Annotated in this window: 13 protein-coding genes and 3 pseudogenes; 5 read left to right on the forward strand and 11 right to left on the reverse strand. The window is 69.1% G+C overall.

Annotated elements, in window-relative coordinates; genetic code table 11:
- Nucleotides 1-54: 54 nt before the first annotated feature.
- The 3 genes and pseudogenes from OG953_RS04420 to OG953_RS04430 all read right to left on the reverse strand — a co-directional run.
- Nucleotides 55-224 (reverse strand): annotated as a pseudogene (locus OG953_RS04420) (molybdenum cofactor biosynthesis protein MoaE); the annotation flags it as partial.
- 195 nt (nucleotides 225-419) lie between these two features.
- Nucleotides 420-5,012, reverse strand: a complete 4,593-nt coding sequence (locus OG953_RS04425) for an HAD-IC family P-type ATPase (protein WP_405682624.1) — start codon at nucleotides 5,010-5,012, stop codon at nucleotides 420-422.
- Nucleotides 5,013-5,109: 97 nt separating this feature from the next.
- Nucleotides 5,110-5,673, reverse strand: a complete 564-nt coding sequence (locus tag OG953_RS04430; protein WP_405682626.1) for a hypothetical protein — start codon at nucleotides 5,671-5,673, stop codon at nucleotides 5,110-5,112.
- Nucleotides 5,674-6,231: 558 nt separating this feature from the next.
- Here OG953_RS04430 and OG953_RS04435 point away from each other — a divergent pair.
- Nucleotides 6,232-6,407, forward strand: a pseudogene (locus OG953_RS04435) (cysteine hydrolase family protein); the annotation flags it as partial.
- An 80-nt stretch (nucleotides 6,408-6,487) separates the two neighbouring features.
- Here the strand turns inward: OG953_RS04435 and OG953_RS04440 are convergent.
- The 4 genes from OG953_RS04440 to OG953_RS04455 form a co-directional block, all read right to left on the reverse strand.
- The gene (locus OG953_RS04440; protein ID WP_405682628.1) at nucleotides 6,488-7,435 is read right to left on the reverse strand and encodes an NAD(P)-dependent oxidoreductase; all 948 of its coding nucleotides are present in this window, start codon (nucleotides 7,433-7,435) and stop codon (nucleotides 6,488-6,490) included.
- Nucleotides 7,436-7,719: 284 nt separating this feature from the next.
- Nucleotides 7,720-8,490: an SDR family NAD(P)-dependent oxidoreductase gene (locus tag OG953_RS04445; protein ID WP_405682629.1), complete on the reverse strand. Its 771-nt coding sequence runs from the start codon at nucleotides 8,488-8,490 to the stop codon at nucleotides 7,720-7,722.
- A gap of 352 nt (nucleotides 8,491-8,842) precedes the next feature.
- Nucleotides 8,843-9,472 (reverse strand): alpha-ketoglutarate-dependent dioxygenase AlkB, encoded by a 630-nt coding sequence (locus tag OG953_RS04450; protein ID WP_405682630.1) that lies wholly within the window; start codon nucleotides 9,470-9,472, stop codon nucleotides 8,843-8,845.
- Between the two features lie 107 nt (nucleotides 9,473-9,579).
- Nucleotides 9,580-11,037 (reverse strand): multicopper oxidase family protein, encoded by a 1,458-nt coding sequence (locus tag OG953_RS04455; RefSeq protein ID WP_405682631.1) that lies wholly within the window; start codon nucleotides 11,035-11,037, stop codon nucleotides 9,580-9,582.
- A 708-nt stretch (nucleotides 11,038-11,745) separates the two neighbouring features.
- On the opposite strand from OG953_RS04455, the gene OG953_RS04460 reads away from it, so the two are divergent.
- Nucleotides 11,746-12,486 (forward strand): SDR family oxidoreductase, encoded by a 741-nt coding sequence (locus OG953_RS04460; protein WP_405691618.1) that lies wholly within the window; start codon nucleotides 11,746-11,748, stop codon nucleotides 12,484-12,486.
- A gap of 21 nt (nucleotides 12,487-12,507) precedes the next feature.
- On the opposite strand, the gene OG953_RS04465 is transcribed toward OG953_RS04460, so the two are convergent.
- The 3 genes from OG953_RS04465 to OG953_RS04475 all read right to left on the reverse strand — a co-directional run bounded on the left by OG953_RS04465 (nucleotide 12,508) and on the right by OG953_RS04475 (nucleotide 14,388).
- Complete coding sequence (locus OG953_RS04465; protein ID WP_093897037.1) at nucleotides 12,508-12,696, reverse strand: ferredoxin; 189 nt, start codon at nucleotides 12,694-12,696, stop codon at nucleotides 12,508-12,510.
- Between the two features lie 31 nt (nucleotides 12,697-12,727).
- Complete coding sequence (locus OG953_RS04470) at nucleotides 12,728-13,924, reverse strand: cytochrome P450 (protein WP_405682634.1); 1,197 nt, start codon at nucleotides 13,922-13,924, stop codon at nucleotides 12,728-12,730.
- Between the two features lie 230 nt (nucleotides 13,925-14,154).
- Nucleotides 14,155-14,388 carry a hypothetical protein gene (locus tag OG953_RS04475; protein ID WP_405682636.1) on the reverse strand — a complete coding sequence of 78 codons (234 nt, stop codon included), beginning with the start codon at nucleotides 14,386-14,388 and terminating at the stop codon, nucleotides 14,155-14,157.
- A gap of 224 nt (nucleotides 14,389-14,612) precedes the next feature.
- Here OG953_RS04475 and OG953_RS04480 point away from each other — a divergent pair, with 224 nt between their 5' ends.
- The 3 genes from OG953_RS04480 to OG953_RS04490 all read left to right on the forward strand — a co-directional run bounded on the left by OG953_RS04480 (nucleotide 14,613) and on the right by OG953_RS04490 (nucleotide 15,997).
- Nucleotides 14,613-15,233, forward strand: a complete 621-nt coding sequence (locus OG953_RS04480; protein ID WP_405682638.1) for a TetR/AcrR family transcriptional regulator — start codon at nucleotides 14,613-14,615, stop codon at nucleotides 15,231-15,233.
- A 141-nt stretch (nucleotides 15,234-15,374) separates the two neighbouring features.
- Complete coding sequence (locus tag OG953_RS04485) at nucleotides 15,375-15,491, forward strand: PAS domain-containing protein (protein WP_405682639.1); 117 nt, start codon at nucleotides 15,375-15,377, stop codon at nucleotides 15,489-15,491.
- Nucleotides 15,492-15,628: 137 nt separating this feature from the next.
- On the forward strand, nucleotides 15,629-15,997 hold the full coding sequence (locus OG953_RS04490) for a SpoIIE family protein phosphatase (RefSeq protein WP_405682641.1): 369 nt from the start codon (nucleotides 15,629-15,631) through the stop codon (nucleotides 15,995-15,997).
- 197 nt (nucleotides 15,998-16,194) lie between these two features.
- Here OG953_RS04490 and OG953_RS04495 read toward each other — a convergent pair.
- A pseudogene (locus OG953_RS04495) lies at nucleotides 16,195-16,593 on the reverse strand (DUF6596 domain-containing protein); the annotation flags it as partial.
- Nucleotides 16,594-16,998: the final 405 nt, after the last annotated feature.

Here is a 16,998-nt window from a genome sequence, read left to right on the forward strand (position 1 = left end):
GATCACTGAATCCACTGGTACGCCGGAGGTTCCGCACCGGAGGCACACTAAAACTCAGCACGCACCGACCCACTCCTCCTCACCGTCCGCGAAGATCTGGCACTTCAAGATCGGCACCTCGTGCTTCAGGTCCTCGACCGTGGGCTGCAGGCGGCAAAGGCCTCCGCGCGGTGCGGGCAGGAGACTGCCGCGATCATTGCGATGTCGCCCACAGCCAGGTGGCCCGTCTCCCGGATGCGCCCCAGCGGCGTGCTGGTCAGCCCGGGCGACGGTGGAGTCAACGCTGACATCTCAGACACCTCAGGCGCTCAACCTGTCAAGCCAGTCATTGTCGAGCCCGGTACTGCCTGGCTCACCTCGCGAAGGGGGCTCCAGGAGCCGGCAGTGCTCGGGCATGTGACCGTTGTTCATACAGGGTGTCAGCGGACGAGCCGGACCATGGGACGCAGTCGCGACGTGAGGTCGGCCAGCAGCTGTTCAGCCTGTGGCAGTAAGTGGGGTCCGAGGGAGGCGGTGCCGACGGCGACTGCCACTCCGGTCCAGGCAAGTGGGCCCAGCGGCGTGCATCCGAAGAAGTGGCTGACGACGGGTGTCTGGACCAGGGCGATGAGCACGGCGGCGGTGCCGAGGACCGTGGTCAGGACCAGCGGGCTGTGGCGGCGTCCGACGACGGTCTGCGTGAGTTGGGCGCCGACCACACCGCACAGGGCCATGGTGCTGGTGCGACGCGCTGAGCCGGGAGTGAGGGTGCCGATGAGCCATGCGACGGCCGCACCGATACCGGTGATCAGGCCACGATGGCGGATCTGGCGTGTCAGCGGTTGCCCGAGGACGGCGAGGCCCACGGGTACGGTGTCGGCTGCGGCGGACTCGTCGGCGGGTTCCGGGTCGTGGGGAGTGACCGCGACCGCCATCGCCGGGAACATGTCGGTGAGCAGGTTGACCAGCAGCAGCTGACGTGTCGACAGCGGCGACGTGCCGGACAGCAGTGTGCCCAGTACGGAGAAGCCGACCTCGCCGGCGTTCCCGCCGAGCAGGATGCTGATCGCGTCGGCCACGCTGCGCCAGAGGGCTCGGCCTTCGCCGATGGCGTCGATGAGAACCGACAGTTCGTCGTTGGTGATCACGAGGTCTGCGGCGTTGCGCGCGGCTGCCGATCCGCGCGCGGCGATACCGACCCCGACATCGGCGGCGCGGATTGCGGCGGCGTCGTTGGCGCCGTCCCCGACCATGCCCACGACGCAACCCGCCTCCCGGAGTGCCTCGACGACCTGGAGCTTCTGCTCGGGTGCGACGCGGGCCACGACGCCGCAGTCCCGGAGCAGGCGGGCCCGTCCCGCCCGGTCCAGTGAAGCCAACTCGTTACCGGTGACGACCGTGACATCCTCGGGCCAGCCCAGGGCGACGGCCACGGAGCGGGCGGTCTGCGGGTGGTCGCCGGTGAGCATGACGGGGCGCACGCCGACCTCTCCGAGACCGGCCACGAGCGGTGCGGAGCTGGGGCGGGGGGTGTCGGCCAGTGCCACGAACCCGATGAGCTCCAGCAGTTCGAGAGGCTTGTCCAGTGCCTCCCTCGCCTCGTCGTCCGTCGCGAGACGGCGCTGGGCGACGGCCAGGAGCCGCAGGCCCTGGCCGGCGAGGGAGTGCGCCTCTTCGACGGCTGTCGGATCCGTATCCGGGCAGCAGGGCAGCACGACTTCCGGCGCGCCCTTGACGACCAGCATGTTCGCGCCGTCCGCGTCTCTTCCTACGGCGGCGGCGTAACCCCGGCTCGCCTCGAAGGGGTGGGCCAGTACGGTGGTCCACCCTGCCTCGGGCGGCGTGACTGCCAGGACCGCCTCGTCGGTGGCATGAGCATGGACACCCGGCTGCTCGGCAACACGGGGGCAGGCCCGGGCGGCAATGCGCAGGATGTGCTCCGCCGCGACGGCGTCGGCCGGGTGCTCGGCGCCTGTGCCGGCGATCAGGCGGACGACCCGCAACCGGTTCTCGGTGAGGGTCCCGGTCTTGTCGAAGCAGATGGTGTCCACGCGTCCGAGCGCTTCCAGGCTGCGTGGCGTGCGTACCAGGACGCCGAGCTTGCTCAGCCGCCGTGCCGCGGCCATCTGCGCGACGGTCGCCACCAGAGGCATACCCTCGGGTACGGCGGCCACTGCGACTGCCAGTCCGCCCTGGAGGGCTGTGCGCACCGGGCGGCCGCGCACCATGGACAGGCCGGCCACGACGGCGCCACCGGCGAGGGTGAGTGGCAGCACCCGGCGGGTCAGCCGGTGCAATCGTGCCTGAACCCCCGCCGAGGTGGGAACCCTGGCGGCGAGGGACGCCGCGCGGCCGGCTTCGGTCTGGTCACCCGTGCCCACCACCACTGCACGGGCGTGGCCGGCCACCACCGTGGTGCCTTCGAACACCATGCAGCTGCGGTCGGCGACGGACGCCTGCGGCACGGCGGCCACTTGTTTGCGGGTGGGCAGTGACTCGCCCGTCAGCGAGGACTCGTCCACCTCGAAGCCACTGACCTCCAGCAGCCGCGCGTCGGCCGGCACCACATCGTTGGTGCGCAGCTCGATGATCTCGCCGGGCTTCAACCGCACCGCCTCGACGACGGATGCCTCCCCTGCTGACGGGTGAGCGAGTCGCCGGGCGGTTCGCCGCTGCCCGGTCACCAGTGCGGACAGCGCCTGCTCCGCGCGCAATCGCTGCACCCCGCCGACCAGGGCGTTCACCGCCACGGCGGCGATGACCAGGAATGCGTCCACCGCGGACCCCAGCAGTGCCTGCGCTGTGGCACCGACCACCAGGACCGGGGTGAACGGGTCGTCCAGTTCGGCCCACACGGCGCCGGCCAGACGTGCGCTCACCCGTGCAGGCGCGAAGGCCGGGTGCGTGGCAGCGGTGCCCGCGATGTGGCCGACCCGGGTCCGTACCACCGTCAGGGCGGTGGGCGCGACGCGTGACGCCTTCGCCAGCCGGACCATGACCTGCTCGGGCTGCAGGGCGTGCCAGGGCACCCGCGGCCTGGGGTGGGGGGTCGTACCGGCGGCTACACCGAATGCGGCGCACCAGCCCATGACCAGGGCCGAGGCCGTGGCGATACTGACGGGGCTGAGCCGCACTTCGAGGGGGAAGGGAAGCCGCTGCGACCGAGCCCCCCGGGTGAGTACCAGAAGCTCGGAGAGTGTGGCGCCCGCTTCGGCGCAGAACTTGGCACGCCGGCTGACCGCCCGCGCTGCGGGTACGGCGGACAGCAGCCGCCACACGCCCTCCAGTCCGCGCAGGGGCAGAAGGTCGGCGCCCCAGACGATGGCGCTGCGCTCGTCGGTGACTGCGACAGCGATGTCACTGCGGAGCAGTCCGTCGAGTACGTCGTGGGCGGCGGCAGTCAACTCCCGTTCGGCTGCCGCCCGGTCGTGCGGGACGCGCGCCACCGTGAGGACCGTTCGGCCCTCGCTCTGCAGGGCAGCCACCACCTCGGCCAACGGGATCTCGGCAGAGACGAGTTGGTCGGCCAGGGTCCCGAACTCGCCGAGCGAGTAGTCGTCCACCACCACGACGTGCAGACCGGCTCGGCGCGCTGCGTTCAGCGCGGCTTCGGCCATGGGGTCGACCTCCCAGCCGACCAGGACGGTGCCGACGTCCGTTCCGCGAACCGACGCGATCATCAGTCCCGCGTCCGGCGCCGTCCCATCGGGCACTGAGCGAAGGCCGATGCACGACTCCTCGGACGGCGTTGCCGCGTCGTCGGGCGCACTCAGCGCCGCAGTGGCTTCCTGCCACAACCGCTGGTGATCCCAGCCGGTCGTGCTGGGGTGGACCTCGAGCACAGTGCGCCGAGTGCTGCGCAGTGCTTCGGGGTGCAGGACCACGGTGTCCACAATCTCCAGTTGGCGCAGCCGCTCGGGGTCGCGGACCAGCACGTCCTCGCGTGCCAGGACACTGCCGAGAGCCGCGGTGAAGGCCGCCGGGCCGTAACGTGCGGCCTTGGGCGAACCGGCCAGTACGGTCTCGGCCGCCTCGTCGAGGCTGCGGGTGAACAGGAGCGTGGTGGCGGCGCCGCCCAGCATCCCGTTGACCGCGGCGGCGGCATATTCCTCGCCCGGGCATGAACGCAGCGGCGGACGTACGACGTCGGTGTTGGCTACAGTCAGCCGGTCCGGGGCGCACAGCGTGTCGTGTACGGCGTCGAACGTCGCGAGCTGAGCCAGCGATTCCACCAACTGGGCCGTCCGCAGTGCCGCGTCGAGCAGCAGCGGACTCGGCGACTGTCCGATCCCGCAGACGGCCGCATGGGCCGCAGCCAGCAGCAGATCGGCTGCATCCGGGCCCAGCGCACGGCTCAGCACCACGCGTACCCGCGAGTCCTCACGCATCATGACGACCGCGGCCACCATGGCCTCCGGCGCGCGCTTCAGAAAGGCTGCCCGTGCCGCGACTGCGACGCCGATGCCCGCCGCGTCGCACGCCAGGGCGACAGCGTTGGCGCGCACGCCCCCGGCGGCGCCCGGGTGCACGTGTTCCAGCGTCTGATCGCCGACGTGCACAAGCCCGTGTTCGGCAGCCAGTTCGGACACCTGCTCCACGACCCGCTCGCTGACCGCGTCGTCGGTGGTCTGCACGACCAGCCGCCCCAGGCCGCCGTCCCAGTAGGCGATCAGCACGTCAGGGTGCTCGGCCAGCTCGACGGCCACCTTTCTCGCGGTGGCCTCGAGCCGTTCCACGGTTCGAACGGGCGCGTCCGGGTGGTGCTCCAGTGCGAGGTGCATCCGGGATCCGGCGCGCCAGTAACCGACCTGAGGAGTCATCGCGTTGCGGGCGACCCTGCCGACCCTCAGCGCGGTCGCCGACACCGCCGCCGCCCCGTCCACCACGCCGCGCGCACCGGCGTTCACAAGCTCAGCGGCCAACCGCGCCGCATCTGCGGTCGGCGGGGGGATCCGGCGGGTGGCCTCGACCGGCACAGCCAAGGCGCTCTGGAGGGCCACGGCGGGCAGCCCGGTCAGGAAGCGGAGCAGCATGTCTCACCTTCGCGGGCTTGCCGCACGCGGCCGGGGGCGAAACGGTCGTAACCGGCGCCGGGCACGGAACGGTCCTAACAACGGATGGGAGGCGACCTCAGACCTTCTTGCGCCCACCTGCCTTGGCGCGCGAGGTGCCCGTGGCGCTCGTGGCTGCGCGCTTGGACGCGCGGGCCTTCGCCGTCCCGGAGGCAGTCGACGCCTTGGCCGGGCGGGTCTTCGCCTTCCCGCTGGCGGTCGAGGACTTGGCCGGACGTTTCTTTGCCGTTTTCGAGGTGGTCGATGCTTTGGCCGGGCGGGTCCTCGCCGGCCTCGCGGTGGTCTGCGCCTTGGCCGACCTGGCGGCGGGGGCCGCCGCGGCATCCTTCGGACGCGGCTGCGTGAGCCACACCACCGCAGCGCCCGCCATGACCACCGGCCACTCGACCACACCGGCTACGCCGAGCAGTCCGGCACCGGTGTACGCCGCGACACGCCGTGCATGCGGCGAGACGATCCCGACGGAGTCCAGAACACCGTCGACGATCCCCTTGACCCGATCCACCCCGGGGACCCTCTCCACTGCTGTCGTCACCCTCTGCACGGGGTGCGCCAGTGTCTCCTGGACAGGATGCTGCACCTTCGTGTCCCCTGAGCCAGACACATTGGAACTGTCAGTCATGGTCGCTCTCTCTCCGTGGGGGCAGGGCTGCGGACGGCACGTGGCCGTGACGCCTCTCACCTTTCAGCAACCTTGACAAGATCACGCAACTCCGGCAAGCCTGAACATATCTACTTACCGCCATGTGAGGTAACAGGCGGTGGACACCTCAACGCCAAGGGCCTTCCCGGCTGCGGCAATTCCGAGAAGACGAGCTGTCCGGTCCCGACAGCGGGTCGTTGCGGATCGCTGACCGACACCCGCGTGTGCCCTGGCCGCGAGGAGATGAGGACATGAGCGCCCGTCCCAGCCCAGAGCCGACTTCCCGAACGATCGCCCACCGACGACGTCACCGCCTGACAACGGCCCCTGCGCTCGTCGACCGACCCGCCAAAACACTGCACTCTGCCTGACCGGCCGGGCCGCGTCAGGCGCCCTACCTCCAGTGGAGGCCGTTTCATGCGCATCGAACTGACGTGGCCACGCCCTGACGCCGAAGACCGGACCCTGACCTTGGCCCTCCCCGACCTTCCCGCCACCGAACTGCTCCGCCCAGCCCTGCGGTACACAAGCCGGTTCTCCTTCGAGGACACCACCCTCGAAACCGTCCTGTCGGGACTCGGAACCGGGCGACTCGTCGTCGGCGGCGCACAGACCGACGCGTGCGTCCGCTCGACGCTCCACGGCGCGTTCGCCAGGGGTACGACAGCATTCTCGTCAGCGACGCCCACACGACGGAGGACCAGACGGCATGGCACCAACAGGGTTCATCGCCGTCGCGCAGCGGCCCGTCGGCCGGGGCCGACGGGCCGCACCGGTGGTGTCAGTCGGCAGGTCATGCCTGCGGTGACAGACCGTCGTCCACGGCCACGTTCTGGGGGCACAGCGTGATGCCGGATTTCCTGGCCTGTTCGAGAATCAAGGTGGCGAAATCCTCCTCGACGTGCCCCGCACCTATGGCAGCCGCGACGAGTTGAGCGGTGGCGGCGGCGAGCGGCATCGGAACCTCCAGCTCACGGGCCTCGGACAATCCCAGGTCGAGGTCCTTGCGCAGCAGCGGCATGGTGAACGTCGGTGTGAAGTCCAGGTTGACCAGCGCGGGCGACTTGTAGCGGGTGTAGTCCGAACCCATCACGGAGTCGTTGAGGAATTCCAGGAAGGCGGCACGGCTGACACCGCCCTTCTCTGCGAGGACGGTGATCTCGGCGAGCGACTGGGTGACGACACCCAGAAAGACGTTGTGCGCAATCTTGACGAGACGGGCGACTTCGTCCTCGCCGACGTAGGTCACCCCGCGCCCGAGGAGTGCCAGCAACGGCTCGACCCGGCCGAACACCTCGCGCGAGCCGGAGACTGCGACCGTCAGCTTCCCTGCGGCAATCACCTTCGGGTTCCCACTCACCGGGGCGGCCAGGAATTCGGTCCCCCGGTTGGCGGATTCGCTCCGGATCAGCGCGGACGTCCGGGTCGAGACCGTCGAACTGTCGATCAGCACTCCGGGCGCGGTGTCCGGCGAGGTCAGCACGCCGCAGGGGCCCGTGGTGACCGCCTCCAGGTCAGGCGAGGCGTAGACCATGGTGAAGACGACATCCCGGTCGGCCAGATCGACCGGCCGGTCGACGATCGTCGCTCCCTGTTCCGCCAGCGGTTCGGCCTTGGATCGGGTCCTGTTGTAGACGGCTACGTCGTGCCCCGCGTCCAGCAGCCGGGCGGCAAGTTGGAAGCCCATGCGGCCTGTACCGATCCAGCCGATACGCGGGTGGTCCCGGGCGACATACGTCATTTCTCCACCTCAGTCCTGGAAGTCGGCTCAACTGATGCGGCCCTGCGGCTCACCGGCCGGACGGCGGCATACAACCGACAGGCGACAGCCTCAGCATGCTTGCACGAGCACCCCCGCCCTGCCGGACACGGTGACGATCTCATTGCGTGTCGTCGGCCAACTACTGCGCTCAGCACCTCGTTCATGTGCGGGCGACGGCCGGAGTGGCGCGAGAGGGCCCGGCAGGACGCTGTGACGGCCCCCAACCACCTGATGCTCCACCGCACGCCCCTGCCCTTCTTGGGTCAGAACCAGCCGCCGTCGGCCTGGACCGTCCTACCCGTGATGAACGAGGCATCGTCCGACACCAGGAACGAGACGACCGCGGCGATTTCGGAGGGCTGGGCCATCCGCCCGAGCGAACTGGCAGTGCGAATGAGGGTGTGGAAATCAGTGTCGACGGCGTCGGGATGGACGTAGTGGGAAGCCGCTTGGGCGGACATGTCGGTGACGGTTCCCCCGGGCGCGATGGCGTTGATGGTGATGCCGCGCCGGCCGAGTTCGGGGCTGAGGTTGAGCGCGATGCATTCGACGGCAGCCTTACTCGACGCATAAAGGGCGTGGTAGAAAACCGCCTTGTGGGCACTCTGCGATGACGTCAGTACGATCCTCCCTCCTTCGCCCATATGCCGTACCGCGTGCTGCACGGCGAAGAACTGGGCTCGTGTATTGATGGCGAAGACACGGTCGAAGTCGGCCGGGGTGACGTCGTCCAGCTTGCCGAAGTGCTCAATTCCGGCGTTGCTGACGAGAATGTCGAGTCCACCAAGAGCTTCGGCGGCCTGATCGGCCAGCCGACGGATCTCGTCCGGATCGCTGACGTCCGCCTTGATCGCGACCACGCGGCGGCCATCGGCGGTGATCTCGGCGGCGAGCGATTCGGCCGCGTCACCGCTGCTCCGGTAGTTGATCGCCACGTCGGCTCCGTCAGAGGCGAGCCGGCGGGCCACAGCCGCACCGATCCCTCGTGCGCCACCGGTGACCAGGGCCTTCCTGCCTGTCAGCTTTCCGCTCATCGGTCTTCTCCCGTCCACGGGAATCCGGCAATCATGCCGAATGCGGGTAACGCGGCGTATGGGTCCCGGGACTCACGGAAGCAGATGATTCTTCACCGCGCATACGCAGTGGAGGACTTCCGCGATCGTCCTCGTCACGGTGGGCGCGTACTCGTTCACCACCGGGCCGTAAGCATCAGAATCGCCCCGGCCGGGGCGCCGGCGCCACTCGGAGCAAATTCCGGCCCCGAGTGGCACACCCGCCGTTCCGGCACCAGCTCGCCCCGGGGCGCGCCCATTGGGGGGTTTGCTGACTGTGTCCAAGGACGAAGGTGCGTCCATCCTGCGAGTGCGCCCCCTGCGAGGTGAGAGGTCACTGCACCCCGTGCGGCCGGAACTGGATGCTGATGCGTCCTCCCGCAGCCCGCGCGGTCTTGGGGATGGCGTGCTCCCAGGTCCGCTGGCAGGAACCGCCCATCACGATCAGGTCGCCGTGTCCGAGTGACCGCCGGACGACATCACCGCCGCGGCGCGGGCGCAGCAACAGGTCGCGGGGCGCTCCCACGGAGAGGATGGCGACCATCGTGTCCTCGCGGGCCCCCCGACCGATGCGGTCGCCGTGCCAGGCCACGCTGTCGCGCCCGTCGCGGTAGTGGCACAGGCCTGCCGTCGTGAAGGGTTCGCCGAGCTCGACGGCGTAGTACGCGGAGAGTGCCTGCCGCGCCTCGTCGAGGACGGGGTGCGGCAGCGGTTCGCCGGCGCGGTAGAAAGCGAGCAGGCGCGGGACGTCCACGACCCGCTCGTACATCTGCCGTCGCTCGGCCTTCCAGGGAACGTCCGTGGCCAGTTGTTCGAACAGGGCGTCGGCGCCACTCAGCCAGCTCGGCAGAAGGTCGATCCAGGCGCCTTCACCGAGCCCTGTTCTGCGAAGCCCGTGCAGTGGGCGTAGACGCACGTCGTCGCTCTGATCGAACAGGGACCCCTGGAGCTGGTGCGACGCCATGCATGCAGCGTACCTCGCATTCGAACATGTGCGCCATTAAGAAGCGCGCACCCCTGTCGTCCGTGGGCGCCTGGGTGTCGCCGATGGGCGCTGCGGGCGCCGGCACGTTACTTGACGATCTCCAGCACCGCCATCATGCCCGCGTCCTCGTGGTTGAGGATGTGGCAGTGAAGCACGGTCTTGCCGGTGTAGTTCCTGAAGTGGATCCGGACGACGAGCTTCCCCTTGGCGGGCACGCTCGCCGTGTCCTGCAAGCCGTGGCCGTGGTGCGGTCGGCCGTTGATGCTCATCAACTGGAATTTGTTGACGTGCACGTGAAACGAGTGTTCCTCGTTGCTGTCGTTGCGCACGGTCCACTCCTCGACCGTGTTCAGCTTGGACCGCACGTCCACCCGGTTCGGATCGAACTGCTTGCCGTTGATGTAGAACTTGCTGCCGTCCTTGTTCTCGGAGAACACGAGGGTGCGCCGGGCGGCGATCGCCGAGTGGCTCAGGTCCGCAACCGGCGCGAAGGCCGAGGTAGGCAGGGCCTCCGGGGGCGCGGAAGGTCCTTCGGAGACCAGGGTCGCCAGGGTCGCCTGCGGGAACTTGTTACCGGCCGGCCCGGTGTTGTACGCGAGCGTCTGCAGTTGGGTACGGCCGGTCGGACCGCCTTGTACGAGCACGTCGAAGCGCGCGCCTGCCGCGAGAAGGAGCGAGTCGGCCGTCCAGATCCGGTCGACGGGGGTGCCGTCGTGGGCGATCACATGGAACCGCTGACCCTGCAGGCGGACGTTGTAGTAGATGTTGGCGCTGATGTTGGCCAGCCGCCACAGCTGGGTCTCACCCGGCCGGATGCGGATGGTCGGGTTCAGCTGACCGTTGACGGTGCGATTGGTGGACGCGCCGATGTGCAGGTTCTGGGTCCGCACCGCATCACCCTGGACCTGGAAGTCCTTGAGCCCGATGACGTGCTCGGTGATGTGGCGCAACTTCGTCGGCAGGTACTCCTGCAGCCCGTCGACGATCAGGACGCCCGACATGCCCCCGGCGACCTGCGGTGCCGAGATCGAGTGCGCATGTGAGTGGTACCAGTAGGTGCCGGGCCGCAGGGTGTTCGGGAATCGGTAAGCGTAGTGAAACGTCTGGCCAGGATGAATGTGGACGAAGATGTTGTCGGAGTTGCCGCTCGGCGACACATGAAGTCCGTGAAGATGCAGATTGGTGAACTCGTTCAGCGAGTTCTTCATCGACAGGTCCACCTTGTCCCCCGGCCGGATCCGCAGCGTGGGGGGCATGTAACTGCCGTTGTAGGTGAGAGCCCACAGCTTGCGGCCACCCACCTCCACCTTTCGCCTCGCCACGACGAGTTCCACCCGCAGGACGCCGTTGCGGCTCACCATCTGCGCCGGCTCCTTCAGCGGGGCGCCCTGCGCAACCGCCGGTGACTGCAGGGGGACAGCCGCCGGCTGCGCCTGCGCCGGTTCCCGGTCCGGTGGCCGCTCGCCGGCACAGCCACCGACCAGGAGGGCGATGACGACAACGACGGCAGTGGCCAGTTCGGGCAGCTTGGACCGAGACCGCATTACATCTCCACTCCTGGGACTCCCACATCGCACGTAGCTCACCACCAGCAAGCACGGGGTCCAGCCTGTGCGCTACCCCGGTGGAGCGTTCGCGCGACACAGCCACGCCAGATGTACGGACGTCGCCCGGGGCTGCGGGCGCGGACGGGACAGCGGGCCGGAACGGCACGGTCCCCCGGCGACGGCTTTGGGTGAATGCGTGCACAGGGGACAGGGGGTGAGCTTGTTCCGCTTTGGCGGACAGCATTGGTGTGGTGGTCGGGCTGCGAGTGCGGTCTCGTAGTCAGCGGGACTGCGGTAGCCGAGGCTGCTCGCCGATGTGGCCCGCCGCCCGGACGAACTGTGCCACGTGGAACAGACGGTCCGCACATGCACGACGCCGGCTTACGGAGCGCTCAGTCCGGAGGCCCAGCGGGAGCGGGCGCGGCGCTGATCGGGGTGCTGGACTACCGGGTCATGTACCTGGTGATGACAGTGACCACGGTGGCGTGCGCGGTCAGTCTGCTGGTCCGCTCGATTCCCGCTCCGCAGGTGGTGCCGTCGGTGGCGGACGCCCCGGCCGACGACGCGCGCGAGCAGGACAGCGCCGCACCCGCGGGCGAGCCGCGCCGCGAGCGGTGTGGAAGGCTTCTACGACGAAGGGCGTACGGGACGGAGCTTGGGCCCCGGACGCCGCGGGGCCCTGAAACACTCGACGAAGGGTGCGCCATGAAGTTCACAGTCCTGGGGGGACGCGGCCTGATCGGCACACAGGTGGTCGAACGGCTGAGAGCGGCCGGCCATGATGTGGTACCTGCTTCGCTGTCCACCGGAGTCGATGTGATCAGCGGCGAAGGCCTGGAGCGGGTTCTCGCGGGCGCCGATGTGGTGATCAACCTGACGAACTCCCCGGCATTCGACGAATCTTCCATCGACTTCTTCGAAACGTCGATGAACAACCTCGGGGCCGCGGCGGAGGCGGCCGGTGTCCGCCACCATGTGATTCTCTCGATCGTCGGCACGGACCAAGTGCCGCAGCTCGACTACTACCGGGCCAAGGTCGCCCAGGAGACCATCCTCAAGAACGCACCGACGCCGTACTCGATTGTGCGCGCCACGCAGTTCTTCGAGTTCGTCGAAGCGGTCCTGTCCTGGACGACCGACGGCGACACCGTCCGTCTGCCTTCCACCCCTTTGCAGCCGATGGCTGCTGCCGACGTCGCCGCGGCTGTCGCGAGGGCCGCCTCCGAAAGGCCGTTGCACGGCATCCGGAACATCGCGGGCCCTGACGTCGTCCCTCTCGACGAGCTCGGCCGGATCACTCTGGCCGCGCGCCCCGACGGCCGCCATGTAGTCACCGACGACCGGGCGGGCATGTTCGCCATGGTCACCGGCGACGTCCTGACCGCGCCGGAGGACGCCGACCTTGCCCCCACGCACTACACGGACTGGCTTCAGCAGCAGCCGTAGCCGGACTGCTCCGCCGCTCCCTTACTCCACCGTGATCGCCTGCACCGGGCAGACGCGGGCGGCTTCCTTGACCATCGGGTCATCCACGTCCTCCTCGTGACCCGGCAGCAGTTCGCTGAAGCCGTCGTCGTCCTGTGTGAAGACCTTCGGCGCGGTCAGCGCGCACTGGCCGGCGCCGATGCACACATCCCTGTCGATACTGATCCGCATCACCACAGCATCCTTTCCAGAAGGGGTCCGGTCACCACGCCACGGGCAGTTCGAGCATGCCCTGGATCGTGTCGCCGGGCTTGAACGGGATCTCGTCGACGGGTGCCGCCAGCCGCAGCTCCGGCAGCCGGTCGAAGAGGGTGCGCAGTGCGATCTCCAACTCGGCCCGCGCGAGGTTCTGGCCGAGGCACTGATGGACCCCGAAGCCGAAGGCGACATGGTGACGCGACTGCCGGCCGAGGTCCAGATCGTCCGGCGACGGGTACGCGGCTTCGTCCCGGTTGATCACCGAAGTGGACAGTACGACGCCCTCACCTGCCCGGATGGTCACCCCACCCACCTCGATGTCCTCCGTCGCCACCCGTGAGATGCCGTCGGCAATGGACAGGAATCGCAGCAACTCCTCGACCGCGGCGGGCATCAGATCCCCGGACGTGCGCAACCGGTCCAGCTGGTCCGGATACTGAAGGAGAGTGAACGTACCCAGCGAGATCATGTTCGCGGTCGTCTCGTGGCCCGCTACCAGCAGGATCTCGGCCAGCTGGACCAGTTCGTCGCGGCTGATGGCCCCGGTGTCGAGCTGCTGGGTGATGAGCTCGTCGAGCAACCCCTCGCCCCGGTCGGACCGCTTGCGCTCGATCAGCGACCGGAAGTACTCGTCGAGCGCCGCCCGCGCGGCCTCGATATCCGCAGCCCCGGGACCGCGCAGCAACCTGCGCGACTGGGACTCGAAGAAGTCGTGGTCGACGTACGGAACGCCGAGAAGCGCACAGATCACCATTGAGGGAACGGGCAGCGCGAAGGCGCTCACCAGATCGGCGGGCGGGCCCTGCTCGATCATGGCGTCCAGCAGCCGGTCCACGGTCTCCTGGATGCTCGGCCGCAATGCGGCGGTCCGCTTCACGGAGAAGCTCGGGATCAGCATCCGGCGCTGCGCGTTGTGCTCGGGGTCGTCGACTCCGATCAGTTCGATACGCCGTTTGGTGCTCCGGGCCACCCGCTCGGTGAACACCGGGAACGCGGGGTTCTCCCGGTCGGCCGACAGTCGCCGGTCGACCAGCAGCGCACGCGCCTCGGCATGCCCGGTCACCAGCCACACCCGGCGGCCGTCGAAGAGTCTGGCGGGAGACAGCGGCTCTTGCCCGTCGTGCTGTGGCCGGTACTCCGCCGGCGGGTGGTACGGGCAGGTGCGGTCCTGCGGAAAGGAGACGGTCTCGGTGTCTGCCATGGCGGGCCTCGCAAAGAGGACGTAGGGGTTCCTACCGGTCTCCCCCACTAGATGCCTCAGTCACCTAACGAGTCTACGCAATGTTCGGCCAACTCGCCGGGTGTGCGGCCCCCCGAAGCGTAACGCCGCGACCCGCGTCCCGCCCCGCGAGCCACCGGCGGACACAACCGCGCGGACCGGCAGCCCCGGCGGCTGCTCCGGCCCGCGCCACACCACGCACCGTGCTCGTGTCAGCCGAGCCCGGTGGCGAAGATGTGCAGGTCAAGGTTGCGAGGAAGCGTCACGCTCTTGATCCGCTCGTCCTCCGGGACCTGGAACGATGTGGTGGCAAAGACATGGACGGCATAGCCGTTGCCTCCGGCCTGGTCCCGATGGTCGGCCCCCGCGACAAGTGCGTTCCCGAGGAACGGGTCCGCGCCGCCGCCGGGCTTGGTCCGGGGCGCGGCGAGGGTGTCACGTACCACGACGCCGACAAGGGCGACCGGGAATCCGCGGCCCGTATCGATGAGGACGTCGACATCTGCGACCCCAACGGTGCGGTCGCGGTGTGCTGGATCCGCGGCGGAGAGTGGATCGACTACGCGTTCACGGTCAGGAAGTCCGGCACCTACAAGGTCGGCGCACGGGCGGCGCAGGGTCTCCTCGCAGGGAGAATGACAGAAGATCTGAACAATGGTCCACTTCTTTCATGCCCTACCGCAAAACCCCCGCAGTGCAGGACCGGCTCGCCGCCGCGAAGGACCGTCTCATCCAGTGCGCCACGGCTGTCGTCGCCGACGTGGGCTGGGCGAATGCCTCCGTCACCGCGGTCGCCGCCGCTGCCGGAATGTCGGTCGGATCCGTCTACCAGCACTTCCCCTCGAAGGGTGCCCTGGCCGTGGAAGTCTTCCGGCGCGCCTCGGCACGCGAGGTCGAGGTGCTCGGAGAAGTGCTCCGGGACGGCAGCGGCGACGCGGCGGAACGACTCGCGTGCGGAGTCAGCGTCTTCGCCCGCCGCGCCCTGCAACACCCTGGACTGGCCTACGCCCTGCTCGCAGCCCCGGCCGAGCCCGCGCTGGGTGAGGCCCGTTCGGAATTCCGTCGCCGCTATCGCGCAGTGTTCACCGATGTGGTTCGCGAGGGCGTCGCCGCCGGATTGTTCCCCCAACAGGATCCGGAGGTCACGGCCACCGCGCTGACAGGCGCGATCGGAGAGGTGTTGGTGGACCCGTTGTCCGCTCCCACCGGCGACGCGGCCGATCATCTGGTCGCCGAGCTGATGGCGATGTCACTGCGCTGCGCAGGTGCCCCCTCGGCCACCCCCGGCTGACGGCGCCCTCCCCGACCGGCAGCGGATGGCGGATCAGGGCGGGCGCGGACGCCACGTGCTTCGTAAATTGGCGAGCCCCGCGCCGCCTTCACTGGCATGTGACATATGGGAACCCTATGCGCATCTCATGGTCCGCACCTGGTGCTGGACCCCGACCTGATGATCATCGACGTCAACGAGGCGTATCTGCGGGCGGCCGGCCGGAGCAGGCAGGACCTGATCGGACAGACGAGCGTGCCGCCCTCCCCCGCCTCGTAGAAGCCCGCTGCCCGCACCGGACCGAGCCGTTCCGGGAATGGGCTCCACCCGGCGGATGATCCGGCTCTTTCGAACCGAGGACGCGGCGCAGCGAGGCACCCAGATTCCGCACACCGTCCGCGTCGGGGTCCGCCGGATTGTCCGGAAAGGCTTCGCAGAGGTGCTGGATCGTCGATCGCGGGCATCCGTCACCGCTTCTGCTCACTCCCCACGGCACCCCTGGCCTGCCTCTGGGGCTGGGCGAGCTGGGCCTCGGAAGCGCCGAAGTCACTACTCACCCGCTGCGGACAGGGGAGGTGATCCTTCTGTACACGGACGGGGTGAGCGAGGCGCGGAACGCGGGCGGCGACTTCTATCCGGTGTTGGACCGGCTGACGGCTCATTTCGGTGACGGCCACAGGGCTCTGGATCCCGAGACTCTCGTTTCCTTCATCAGGGCCGACACGGACAAGTGGTCGACCGGAGGGAAAGACGACCGGGCCGTGATCGCCCTCACCTTGACGTAGGCGTCCCTGGGCCCAGACCTCGGCTCCTGCCTCGGCACGCCGGCCAGAGGTCTGCAGGTGCCAGGTCCGAAGGAGGCCGCCGGGGCCGCGTCACGGAGCCGATGGGCTGCTCGGCGGCGGGGCGGCCGGCAGCGTCTGTTCCGTCCAGATGACCTTGCCGTGGTCCGTGTAGCAAGTCCCCCCATTGCTGCGATGTCCCAGCGGGCGCGGTCCTGTTCGGCAAGCGGGACCAGGTCGCCGTCGGCGTCGATGCGCGCCGGCCGCCGGGCGTCGGTCAGCAGCATCGATGCGAGCAGCCCGGTCACCTCACCGTCGTCCGGCACCGCCCGGTGCACCGCGCGGGTGAGCCGGATCGCCTCGGAGGTCAGTTCGTTGTGGTGCAGATCCGGTCCGGAGCTCGCGATGCAGCCCTTGACGGCGCGCAGTCCATGACCTCGCCAAGCCCATCGACTCTCGACGAAGCGAGCCGTTTTGACGCCTGTTGACGGGAGAAGGCTCCGACGAACCGGCTGGCTCCGGTCGGCATGGAGCTCGACGAAGGCATCGACGTCGGAGATCTCAAGAGGGTGTAGGGACAGGCGCTCGGTCTCGATCACGTCTACGTCTTTGAGTAGATGGACTGGCTCGGTCCAGTCGCGTCACGCAGCGTGCCCTCGCCACGGGACGCGTGCCCGCTCTTGGCTTGTGCCGTGAATCCCTGGCAGGCCCGACGTCGCCCCTGAAGCTGTGCCTCGCGAAACAGTCGGCCGACGGGCGGACAACCAGCGACGGACGCACGACCCGCTGCGTTCACTGTTTCGCCGGGATCCCGGACCCGAGCGCCACACGGATCGCCCGGCCGTCCCGCGTCCGGCCGCGTGGCCAGTGATCACGCCCCGCAACAGATGCAGCGGCGGTCGGCCTGTCCTGGCTTCGAAGACATGCCGACTGCCCACTCCGTCCGCTCAGCTACCGTGTGCTACCAGCGCTCTTCCGGCTCCTGCCCTGCGACACAACGTCTC

This window comes from Streptomyces sp. NBC_00057 (assembly GCF_045041165.1).
Taxonomy (GTDB): Bacteria; Actinomycetota; Actinomycetes; order Streptomycetales; family Streptomycetaceae; genus Streptomyces.